Origin of the sequence: Chryseobacterium sp. CH21 (assembly GCF_004119445.1) — a bacterium.
Lineage (GTDB): Bacteria > Bacteroidota > Bacteroidia > Flavobacteriales > Weeksellaceae > Chryseobacterium.
Window position 1 is genome coordinate 1 of sequence record NZ_QICI01000071.1, and the last position, 11,883, is coordinate 11,883.

Sequence of the window (11,883 nt, forward strand, 5' to 3'; positions counted from 1 at the left end):
TTTTTCATTATCAAATATGCAATACAAAAGCAGGTAGAATATTTTTCTTCCATGCAGAACTTTACTATAATAATCCACTTTTGTACTTGCGGAAAGGTGACTTAAAAGTGCTTCGGGAATAAATTCTAAAACATCTTTAAGTGATATTTTGTGATCTTTAAAAACTGACATAAACAATTGATTATCAGCAATAAAGATACAAAAAATGAAATAATAAAACAAATTAAACAACTGATAATCAATTAATTAAAATAATAATATTGAATATCTAAAAACAAAAAGTCGGAAGAAAAAATCTTCCGACCATGACTAGGCAAATGCCCGGCCTTTCTTATTAATATATCGTCTGCTTATTTTTTGATAAGCTTCGTATTGTAAGTATTTTTATCATCTTTGATAGTGATCACATACATACCTTTGATTAATGAAGCAACATTAATTCTTTGTCCATCAATCTGTCCTTCCTGAGCTAATCTTCCGTCAGCAGTATAGATTTTATAATCTGCTTTTCCTTTCAGATTTTTCACTTCTACGAAGGTATCTGCAGGGTTCGGGTAAATTGAAATTTCAGATGATTTTACTCCGTTTGTTTCGTTTACGGCAAGGGTACCTGTAATTTTCACAGAAAAATCCATAACACTACCACCACCAGAAGTAATATCTCCACAAGGGTTAGCTAATGCTGATGTACCAAATTTAGATATTACACGCATTCTTAATAGTTTATCCCCCGCATATGTTGTTGATGGAACCACAAAGGTTTGTGGACCAAATGTAACACTTCCTGCCGGAACATTTCCACCAACAGAAATCACCCTCTCTGTTGCAGCTTCAAATATTCCATTTCTATTGTAATCAATCCAAACAGAAACATTCAAAGGAACAGCATTATTGCTATATGCTTGTCTAACTACAGGGGTAAGAGCATATGATGTCCCTTGAACAAGATTTACAATTTTACTTGCATCTTCGGATAAATCCTTGTAGGATCTTAATGACGGATCATCATAAACAATATTGGATATTGTTACTTTTCTGATTGCTCCAACATAAGAAGTTCCACTATTTGCAATACAATAATCAACTCCTGTCTTTAAACCATTTGTTTTAAATACATAATTATTAGAGAATGCACCCGGAACACTGTTTACAACAGCTGCTACCTGTACTTCATAATTTGTTTCATCTTCAAGACCTGTTAATACAACTGAATTCGTTGGGCTTGTTGCATTTGACCAGCTTGAAGCGCCTTGTTTTCTATAGTTAATAGAATACGTTGCTCCAGGTACACTATTCCATGATGCTCTGGCTGTTGTTTTAAATACTTCTGTACTTATTGTTGTAAGTCCTGTTGGAGCTGCAGTTGTAGAAGTAGGAGCATCTGCAACAGTAACTTGAGGAGAAACAGCATAGAAAACATTACCAATTGATGACACTCTCAACTTAATTGGTGTCGTAATGGTATTTGGCATTTGTACTGTAAAGCTCCCTGTATTAGGTGTAGAAGCTACTAAGTCTGTCCAGGTTGCTCCGTTATCTGAAGTATAGTCTATCTTTACATTAGGTGAGTTATAAGGAGCTGTATTTGTATTCGCTACTTCCCACTGAATAACATTATTAGCATTTTTATATAATACTGATGATGTAGTAATTCCGTTAAACTTGAAAGGACCATCATTACCCACTACTGTATTAACTTCTGAAGAAGATAACATTGGTCTTTGTGCGTTTTGATCTCTAACAGTTACAGCATAGCTTACCGTTCTAGGAACATAAGATACAGTTTCCCAGTTTGGATTTGGGTTATTTGCAGCATCAGTTTTATTGGTAAGAATTCCATTCATCACTAGAGAAAGGCTTGGGAAATATCTTCTTCCACTAGCTGTTCCAAAACGGGATCTTGTTAAAGCCCCCTGTGTATTATATCCCCATCCTGTGTCTCCGGAAATTGAAGCCAAGCCAGTAACACTATTCGTCTGTTCCCAAGTATAATTAATAGCATCTCCTTCTGCATCTGTTGCTGATGCATCAAGATAATAAGCTGTCCCCTTAGGAACTGTATATGACGTAAGTGCTCCTATTACAGGCGGTGTATTATTCGTAATATTTTCCGAAGTACCACAAGCTGCAGGCTTACCTTCTAAATTCGTTAAAATCTGATCTACTGATTTATAGTGGAAATAAGCATCTGAAGACATTTGAACATTATCACTTGTAATCCCCGCATATCCCATAATAGTAGTTCCTCCTCCTGGTTCTACATTAACATTACTTCCTTCTGATGTATTTGAGAAAGTATGATTCCCTCCTAACTGATGCCCCATCTCATGAGCTACATAATCAATGTCAAAAGAATCTCCGCTTGGAACATTATTGGATGGTGAAGTAAATCCTGATCCTTTACCCTCAGGTACACTAGTCGTTGGATCAACACATATACAACCAATACATCCGGCATTTCCTCCTCCTCCTGAAGCACCAAATAAGTGCCCGATATCATAGTTTGCATTGGTTACCTGAGCTGTCATAACATTCTGAAGTTCCAGATTCCAAGCTCCATCTACACCATCATCAGCAATTGAATAAGGGTCTGAATTTGGATCTGTATAGATAACATTTGGGAAGTTCTGAACCAATAATTTTATTCCGAAGTCTTTTTGAAATACTCCGTTCACACGGCTCATCGTGTTGTTAATTGCAACCAATGCAGGAGCTCTCTTTTGATCATCTGTCGCTGTCGCTGGTACACCCGCCAGATTCATAAAATATTGAGTATACTCTCCTGTAACAGAAACTGCTAATCTGTAAGTTCTGAATTTTGTACTTGATGGTCTGCTGGTTATTCCTACATTAGAAAGATTCTTTTTTCCATTGGCTTCTAATGCCTTTATGTCTTTAAAGTTCTTTTCGTCTGTAGCACATTCAAATCCATGTTCACTTTCTGTTCTTTTTGTTTTATAGAAAACACCGTATACCTGCTTATCTGTAGTAATAGGCTCTATAAACTGAAATTTTCCGTCTTTGATAATCATTGACTGCATTTCAGTAGGTGCAGTACTGAATCTTACATATTTACCCGGATCATCTACTCCTACTCCAACGTAAGACCCTAACTGATATCTGTCTGCTATAGATTTTTCCATAACCGGATCACTATACACAGCAAATTTTTCAATTTTCCCTTCTGCTGTAGGTAAGGATACAATAACAGCCTGAGCTCCTTTTCCTGTTTCTACAGCATCTTTTAAAACATTCCTAAGAGACTGCAAATCAAACCTATAAGAATACTGAACTTCTACTTCTTTTCTGATTTGAGAGGTTTTTTGTGAGGTTGGCTCCCACCTCTGTGCATTGAAACTGGATAGCCCAGCAGCCAAAGCACAAACTAATAAAATTCTTTTTTCATAATTACCTAATTCGTTTAAAATTAATAAACTTTTAATATCCGCCATAAAAGTACTAATTATAAACACAACCACATAAAAAAAACGATCAATTTTATCTAAAATTGACCGTTTTTATAAATATTATATTTTTTTAGAGTTATTTCTTTATTCCCATCTCATATAGGGCAAAAGATATAAGATCTGCATTTTCACTGATCACCTGATCCGTTGATCTCCCCGCTCCATGTCCTGCATTCTTTTCAATTCTCAAAAGAATAGGATTTTTACATGCTTGCTTTTCCTGAAGCTCAGCTCCAAATTTGAACGAGTGTGCCGGAACTACTCTGTCATCATGATCACTGGTGATGATCATTGTTGATGGATAACAAGTACCTGCTTTTACGTTGTGTACAGGAGAATATGATTTCAGATACTCAAACATCTCTTTACTGTCTTCTGCCGTTCCATAGTCATATGACCAACCGGCTCCTGCTGTAAATTTATTATATCTCAACATATCCAGCACTCCTACTCCCGGAAAAGCTACTTTTGCAAGATCCGGGCGCATTGTCATTGTTGCACCAACTAGCAATCCTCCGTTAGATCTTCCTGAAAGAGCCATATATTCTTTTGATGTGTATCCTTTACTTTGAAGGTATTCTCCGGCAGCAATAAAGTCTTCAAAAACATTTTTCTTCTGCTGTTTTGTTCCGGCATCGTGCCATTTTTTACCATATTCACCACCACCACGGATGTTTGGAACGGCATAAATTCCTCCATTTTCCATCCAGATAGCGTTGACTACAGAGAATGACGGTTGTAAACTGATATTGAACCCTCCGTAAGAGTACAGGATCGTAGGATTTTTACCATCCAGCTTAGTTCCTTTCTTATAATTGATCATCATAGGAACTTTTGTACCATCTTTTGAAGTATAAAATACCTGTTCTGAAACATAATCATCCGGATTAAATTTCACTTTTGGTTTTTGATATACTTCAGATTTTCCTGAATCTACATTAAATTTATAAGTGGTTCCCGGTGTGATATAATTGCTGAAAGAGAAATAAACGTCTTTCTCCTTCTCTTTTCCTCCGAATCCTGAGATATTTCCTTTGCCTGGAAGGGTGATTTCCCTAACCAGTTTTCCAGCTTTATCAAACTGTTTTACCTGATCTATGGCATCAATCATATAAGTAGCAAAGAAATATCCTCCACCGGAAGAGATTCCCAAAACGTTCTCAGTTTGTGGAATCACGTCTTTCCATGTAGAAGGAGACGGATTGCTGATTGTAGTTTTTACAAGACGCATATTTGGTGCATCTTTATCTGTAAAAATGAAAAGATCATCACCTTGAGTATCTACGATGCTGGCATTGATGTCAAATCCGCTCATAATTTGTACAAAGTCACCTCCTTTTTGAAGATCTTTAATGTACAGTTCATTACCATTCGTAGCATTAGCAGCAGAAATGATAAGATATCTCTGGTCTTCGGAAACCCCTGCTCCCAGATATCTTCTTGGCGTTTTATCACCTCCGAAAATCAATTTATCTGCGGACTGCTTTGTTCCCAGCTTGTGAAAGTATACTTTATGCTTATCTGTCATTCCGGAAAGCACTGTTCCTTCTTTAGGCTTGTCATAGCTTGAATAATAGAACCCTTCGTCACCCTGCCAAGAAATTCCGCTGAATTTTACATCCAGTAATGTTTCATCAATCTGTTTTTTGGTAACAGCATCAATGATGATGATCTTGTTCCAGTCACTTCCCCCTTCAGAAATAGAATAAGCGGCAAGATTCCCTTTTTTGTTGAATGAGAGGTTAGAAAGTGAAGTTGTTCCCTTTTCTGAAAATTTATTCGGATCTAAAAATACTTCTGTAGCATTGGTCTTGTTGTTTGTTCTGTACAAAACAGACTGAGCCTGCAAACCGTCATTCTTATAATAATAGGTATAGTCTCCTTCTTTGAATGGTGCTGAAATTTTCTCATAGTTCCAGATATCTTTCAGCTGGCTTTTAATTTTATCCCTGAACGGAATTTTAGAAAGGTAATTCTGGCTGTACGCTACTTCTTCATCTACCCACTTCTTTGTAGGTTCAGAATCGTTTTCCAGATCTCTGAAAGGATCAGAAACAGCAGTTCCGAAATAGGTATCTGTCTGGCTTCCTTTTAATGCTTTAGGATAATTCATTTTCTGAGAATAAAAAGATGCTGAAAACAACACTCCAGCAGTTAACAATATAGGCTTAAAATTCATACTGATCGGTTTTTCTCAAAAATACGCAAAGTATGTGAAATAAAAAAAGTCCCTTTACATTGGGACCTTTTTTATTTATAATTGTATTTTTCTACTATTCACTCGCTCCGAAACTTTCAAAATAGAAATCGGTAAGGTTGGAAACAATCTCATCCGGACTGCCGTTCCAATAGTATATTTTATCACCTTCTTTAAGTTCGTATAAACTGAAATTCTGATCTGTTGTTACCGTTTTATCTGCATTTTTGAAATCCTGAACTGCCTGAATCAGATATTTTTTCAGGTCTTCCGGTTTTATTTTACTCAGATCACCTTTGGGTCCTGAAGTAAGTTTTGATGGAACCAGGAAATTTACGGAATAGTTTACTTCTGCAATTTTCTGTCCTTCTACGTATTCATTCGGAACTACTTTTACGTCTTTAACGGTAAGTTTTCCTGCTTTAAAATTTCCAAACATGGCTCTGAAATAATCTTCAGCCTCTTTTTTACATGCTGCAGCCGTAGCTTTCGGAAAAGCAGAAAGAAAATTTTCCACACTTCCGTTGATCATTTCCTGTGAAGTTTCTTTAAAATTAACCTGATAAGCAACCTGTCCGTCTACTGTAGGTTTTAAATAGTCATTAAGCTTACCCAATGCAACCTCATCATTGTTGACGAAGGTACCAAAGAACAGTTCAAAGGTTTCTTTAGGTTTCTTTACTTCAGTTTGAGCCTTAAGCTGCTGTCCCATCATGGTAAGCATCAGCAGCAAAATAATTTTGTAGGTTTTCATAGTTTATATTTTGTTTCGTTATTGGGAAAAACAAAGCCCCTGAAAATTCAGGGGCTTTATTTGTATTGGTTTTAATTTTAGTAATTTTCTTCTTCCCCCTTCATTTTCTCTGCGTTCTCTGCCATAATTACGGCGTCAATCATTTCAGAAATATCTCCGTTCATATAAGCATCAAGGTTGTACATAGACTTGTTGATTCTGTGGTCTGTAACTCTACCTTGCGGGTAATTGTAGGTTTTAATTTTTGCAGAACGGTCTCCAGTGGATACCATAGATTTACGTTGTGCTGCAATATCTCCCTGTACTTTCTGCAATTCGATATCGTATAGCTTTGTTCTTAGCATTTCCATTGCCAACTCACGGTTAGCCAGCTGAGAACGAGCCTGTTGACACACCACAACAAGTCCTGAAGGTTTGTGGGTAAGCTGAACTTTAGTTTCAACCTTGTTTACGTTCTGACCTCCTGCACCTCCTGAACGGGATGTCTGCATTTCGATATCTGCAGGATTCAGTTCAAAGTCTACTTCTTCAGCTTCCGGAAGAACAGCAATTGTAATGGCAGAAGTGTGAACTCTACCTTGCGATTCTGTTTCAGGAACACGTTGTACACGGTGAACTCCGGATTCGAACTTCATGATTCCGTAAACACCTTCTCCTTCTACTTTCATGATCAGTTCCTTGTATCCTTTTGCGGCTTCGTTAGAATCTGTTACTTCATGTCTCCATCCTTTTGTTTTGAAATACATGGTATACATTCTGTAGATATCTTCTACGAAAATAGCAGCTTCGTCACCTCCTGTTCCGGCACGTAATTCTACGATAACGTTTTTGTCATCGGCAGGATCTTTAGGGATCAGTAATACTTTCAGTTCTTCTTCCAGTGCAGGAAGTTTGGCCTGAGATTCGAGTTTTTCTTCTTTAGCAAGGTCTACAAGGTCTCTGTCTGAACCATCGGCAATGATTTCATCAGATTCTGCAATACTGTCCAAAGCCCCTTTATACTGATCGTAAACTCTTACAATTTTTCCCAAATCACTATATTCTTTGTTCAAAGAAGAATATCTTTTTTGGTCTGAAATGACATCAGGCTGTATAATAAGGTCTGCAACCTCATTATATCTTTGTTTTATAGCTTCTAATTTTGGAATTAATGATTTAGACATTGTAGAAATTTTGTGGGTGCAAAGATAAGGATTATTAATTCAAAATTAAAATTCCGAATCATCATAAATTTTTGAGCATTAGGGATAAAGGATGCAAAATGACAAAAATGCGAAATTATAAATTTATTTATCCTGCTTTATGTGAGATAAAAATTAGCTCTAAGATCCTTTAGAGAGTCTTCTGTCTATCAAATATAAAACAATTCCTACTGCGATAATTCCCAGTCCTATTAAGCTTTCTTTAGGGTTATGAATGAATGTGAAATAAAGAATATAAAAACTGAACAGTAAAAAAACGGCCGGAAAAATGTGGAAAGCATTCGACTTAAAAATTTTTCGGTCTTTTTTCTTCAGGAAGAATACGGTTGAAATGGCCAGACTTGCAAAAAGCTGTAAAATAAAGGCGGTATAAACAAATATTTCTTTGAAACTCCCTGTAAGAATGATAATAGCTGCAATCACTGCATGGGCAAAAATAGCTCTTACTGGAATTCCTTTCTCGTTACCCAAGGATAATGGTTTCCAAATGGAGGTATGTTTTGCAAAAGCCTGCGTTAGTCTTGATCCTACCCACAGATATCCGCTGATTGTTGCAATAAGCTGCAGCGCAATAAAAATATTAACGATCTTTCCAAAAGTGGATCCTAACATATTGACAGCAGCTTCTCCCATCACATCTTCTTTTCCTGCCAATTGACTCACAGGAGCATGTTTCAGCATAATATAATTCACCAGAATATAGCTTACCGTCACAAAAACAGTTCCTATAATCAATGATTTGGGAAGGTTTTTCTGAACATCTTTTATTTCTCCCGCAATATAAGAAGCTGAGTTCCAGCCTGTGTAGGAGTAGGTGACAAATACCAGAGACGTGGCAAAAGCTGGGAGCATGATTTCATTTTTCCAACTGTCACTGAAGTTCAGGCTATTTCCGATCTGTGGCGAATCTGAAAGTCCAACACCAAGAATAACCAACACAATAATGAAAGTTATTTTAATAAAAGTAAAAAAATTATGAAATCTACTGGATGTTTTTAAGCTAAATGATAAGGCAATAGCCACTACGAAAATAGCTGCAATCGCAAAACCGTTCCCAAAAGAATAATCAAATACGGAAAGGTATTTTGACATTGCCAATGCAGCAAGAGCCACCGGAGAGGAAAATCCGATAATCAGGGAAACCCAGCTTATCAGGTATCCGAATAAGGGATGATAGGTTTCTTTAAGATAAATAAAATCGCCTCCATTTCCTTTAAAGTGTGAACCTAATTCCGCATAGCAAAAAGCCCCGAACAGAGCAAGAATTCCTCCGATTGCCCATAACAGGAATATGCTATAGGTATTGGTAATATCGGATAACTGAAATCCCAGGGTGGTAAAAATCCCTGTTCCGATCATATTGGAAACCACGATGGCTCCAGCTGTTTTCCAGCCAATCTGATGTGAGGTAGTACTCATTTACTGATTAAAAATTAAAATTAAGCCTTCCGAAGAAATAATTCCCCAGTGTCCCCATCTGAACCGGTGCATATTTGAATACTCCATAATATGAATTTTCATAAATCTGGCGATCCGGGAAGACATCAAATACATTGTTGGCTCCTAATGTAAAGTTGATATTTTTCGTAATATCATATCCAACACTGATGTCGGTAACTACTTTTGGTGAGAATTCCTGCACACCTCCAAACGGATAGCCATCTCTTATTACTTTACCAAAATAAGTATTTCTTACGAGAAAATTGAATTTCCCGCTTCCATAATTTAATCCTAATGATGCTTTTGTTTTGGGAGACAATGTTTCAATGATGTTGATCTGATCCGGTCCAAAGAATTCATTTTGTGGTGTTCCCAGGTTTTCCGGAAATGGAAATCTGTGATTTTTGTTTCGGTATAATTTCCGGCAAGATTTATATTTAATTTTCCGTTACCAAGAACCCAGTCATAGGAAACCACTACATCCACTCCTTTTGTCTCGGTATCAATGGCATTGGCAAAGAACCTTCCGCTTTCTACCTTAAACTGATCCAGTCTTGGATCGGTAATATTGCTGGTAATGACAATTCTGTTTTTCACCTTGATCCAGTATCCGTCTACGGTAATGAATAATCCTTTTGCAGGTTTTAAAGTGAACCCAGCACTTGCATTAATAGAAGTTTCCTGTTTAAGTTTATCAAATCCAAGAATTCTTGCAGCATCGCTATCATTTCTGAAAATCCCTTTGGTTACAATTCCGGAACCGGACGTAGAAATATCCGCATAAGAGTTATTAAAATACTGCTGTTGAAGAGAAGGTGCTCTGAATCCTGTTCCCACCGCTGCTCGTACTGCATAGTTTTTTACAAATTCATATCGTACAGCCAGTTTTCCATTCAAAGTATTTCCAAAATCTGAATAATTTTCAAATCTTGCCGCAGCATCAATGTTTAATTTTTTATCTAAATCGTAGGAAACATCAGCATACACCGCTGTTGAATGCCTGTCTTTTGTCAATGCATTGTTGGGAGAAAACCCGATAAAAGATTGAGATCCACCTGCGCCCAACACTGTGGATCCTTCTGTGGCAACATTTCCGTTAATGTCATATTGGGTGTAAGAAGCTTCATCTCCTGCTTTGATCTGGTATTGTTCAAATCTGAATTCTCCTCCGAAAGCGATATTGAATTGGTTTATATTTTTGGAAACATCAAGATTAATCGTGTTTTGGAGGAAGCTGTGTGCTCCGGCATAAAAACTTGTTGGGGATTTTGCTCCCAGTGAAGCATTATTCGTATTGTCTACATTGTAATTAAAAGTATTGCTTCCGAATGTATTGCTAAGATCAAAAAACCAATTATTGACATTATATTTTGCTCCTACAGCATAAGAAACATCATACACCTGAGATGCAAGATTTGCCTGAAACCCATTCGGATAAATAGATGAAACTACATTAGATGTTTCGCTCGGAAGTCTTCTGAAGCCAAACCCTTTTCCTTCTTTGATACTGAAACCTCCAAAAGAATACAGTTTAAAATGATCGTTAAAAGGATATTCTGCATTGAAAAAAAGTTGTCCCTGTCTGATCTGGGCATCTCCGATCTGAAAATTAAAATCGTCACGGGTTAATCCTTTTTCTTTGATCTTCTCATCATCTGCTGCTCTTGCAGCAGCAGGATCATCGGCAAATGCATACGCAAAATTATTCCCGAAAATATCAAGATCATGATTTTGCGTTCTTGTGGTTTTTCCTCTGTGGCTTAATTGCAATGAAAGGTTAATATAACTATCTGTCTTTCCTAATGTTGTTCCGTAGTTGGCTCCTGCCTGGTAAGTATCGCCATCATTTCTTCCGGTTAATCCATAAGTAAGGCTTGCTGAAGCTCCGGCATTTTTTTTAAGAATAATATTGATAACTCCAGCAATGGCATCAGAACCGTATTGTGCAGCAGCTCCGTCTCTTAACACTTCTATTCTGTCAATCGCAATCACCGGAATGGCACTTAAATCTGTTCCTACAGAGCCATTTCCCACTGTATTCTGATAATTTACCAAAGAAGTAGAATGCCTTCTTTTTCCGTTAAGCAGCACCAGAACCTGATCAGGTCCCATCCCTCTTAAGGTTACAGGGTCGATATGTTCCGTACCATCCGAAGCAGACTGTCTCACTGCATTAAATGATGGAATGACATAGTTCAGGAGATCCTGAGCAGTCATTTGCGGAGAACTTCTCTGAATTTTGTCGATATTGATTACATCTACAGGAACCGGTGTCTCCAGCTTTGTTCTTTTGACATTACGGTTTCCTACGATGATGATATCTTCAATCTGTTTTCCTTTCTCCTCACTTTCCTGAGCAGCGACCAGAATTGCTCCAAGCAATAATACAGCTGTGCTTAATTTTTTCATTTTATTCTTGCCAATTAATAATACGAATCTGGCGGATCTTTCCGCAGATACACAAGACTTCAAGAAATGGAATTCATATAGAATATTGACTTCACTTATCTCCCCCTAAGGGTTGGAATTAGCACCTTTACACTTCTGAAACCGTGTAGGTTGCTAAGGTTTCACGGGGCCAAATCCCTCCACCTTTCTTGATAAATCTACTGCAAAAGTAGACTATTTTTTTAAATGTACAAAAAAGACAAATCTGCTACACTGCAAATTTGCCTTTTTATTTTTTATGGAACTTGTTTACCCTTTTATTTTTGAACCATTAAGATGTAATAAGAGTTTAAGAGTATTAAGATAAGCTTCGCTTTATGCTTAAAAATCAGAATGATTCAGCTTAACTCTACTTTATTGCTTAAATCCTTCTTA

Annotated in this window: 7 protein-coding genes and 1 riboswitch; all 7 genes read right to left on the reverse strand. The window is 37.0% G+C overall.

The genetic code is table 11. The features are described 5' to 3' along the window. Nucleotides 1-350: 350 nt before the first annotated feature. The 7 genes from BOQ62_RS15315 to BOQ62_RS15340 all read right to left on the reverse strand — a co-directional run bounded on the left by BOQ62_RS15315 (nucleotide 351) and on the right by BOQ62_RS15340 (nucleotide 11,469). The gene (locus tag BOQ62_RS15315; protein ID WP_129040835.1) at nucleotides 351-3,452 is read right to left on the reverse strand and encodes a reprolysin-like metallopeptidase; all 3,102 of its coding nucleotides are present in this window, start codon (nucleotides 3,450-3,452) and stop codon (nucleotides 351-353) included. Between the two features lie 91 nt (nucleotides 3,453-3,543). Further along, nucleotides 3,544-5,646 carry a prolyl oligopeptidase family serine peptidase gene (locus BOQ62_RS15320; RefSeq protein WP_129040837.1) on the reverse strand — a complete coding sequence of 701 codons (2,103 nt, stop codon included), beginning with the start codon at nucleotides 5,644-5,646 and terminating at the stop codon, nucleotides 3,544-3,546. A gap of 94 nt (nucleotides 5,647-5,740) precedes the next feature. Next, nucleotides 5,741-6,418 (reverse strand): hypothetical protein, encoded by a 678-nt coding sequence (locus tag BOQ62_RS15325; RefSeq protein ID WP_129040839.1) that lies wholly within the window; start codon nucleotides 6,416-6,418, stop codon nucleotides 5,741-5,743. Nucleotides 6,419-6,495: 77 nt separating this feature from the next. Further along, a complete protein-coding gene (gene prfA, locus BOQ62_RS15330) occupies nucleotides 6,496-7,581 on the reverse strand; it encodes a peptide chain release factor 1 (protein ID WP_129040841.1) in 1,086 nt (361 codons plus the stop codon). A 159-nt stretch (nucleotides 7,582-7,740) separates the two neighbouring features. Then, nucleotides 7,741-9,039, reverse strand: a complete 1,299-nt coding sequence (locus BOQ62_RS15335; protein WP_129040843.1) for an APC family permease — start codon at nucleotides 9,037-9,039, stop codon at nucleotides 7,741-7,743. 7 nt (nucleotides 9,040-9,046) lie between these two features. Then, nucleotides 9,047-9,379, reverse strand: a complete 333-nt coding sequence (locus BOQ62_RS23900; protein ID WP_262708347.1) for a TonB-dependent receptor domain-containing protein — start codon at nucleotides 9,377-9,379, stop codon at nucleotides 9,047-9,049. Beyond that, the gene (locus BOQ62_RS15340; RefSeq protein WP_262708348.1) at nucleotides 9,352-11,469 is read right to left on the reverse strand and encodes a TonB-dependent receptor plug domain-containing protein; all 2,118 of its coding nucleotides are present in this window, start codon (nucleotides 11,467-11,469) and stop codon (nucleotides 9,352-9,354) included. The genes BOQ62_RS23900 and BOQ62_RS15340 overlap by 28 nt, the downstream gene beginning before the upstream one ends. 92 nt (nucleotides 11,470-11,561) lie before the next feature. Continuing rightward, a riboswitch (SAM riboswitch) is annotated at nucleotides 11,562-11,667 on the reverse strand. Between the last annotated feature and the right edge of the window lie 216 nt (nucleotides 11,668-11,883).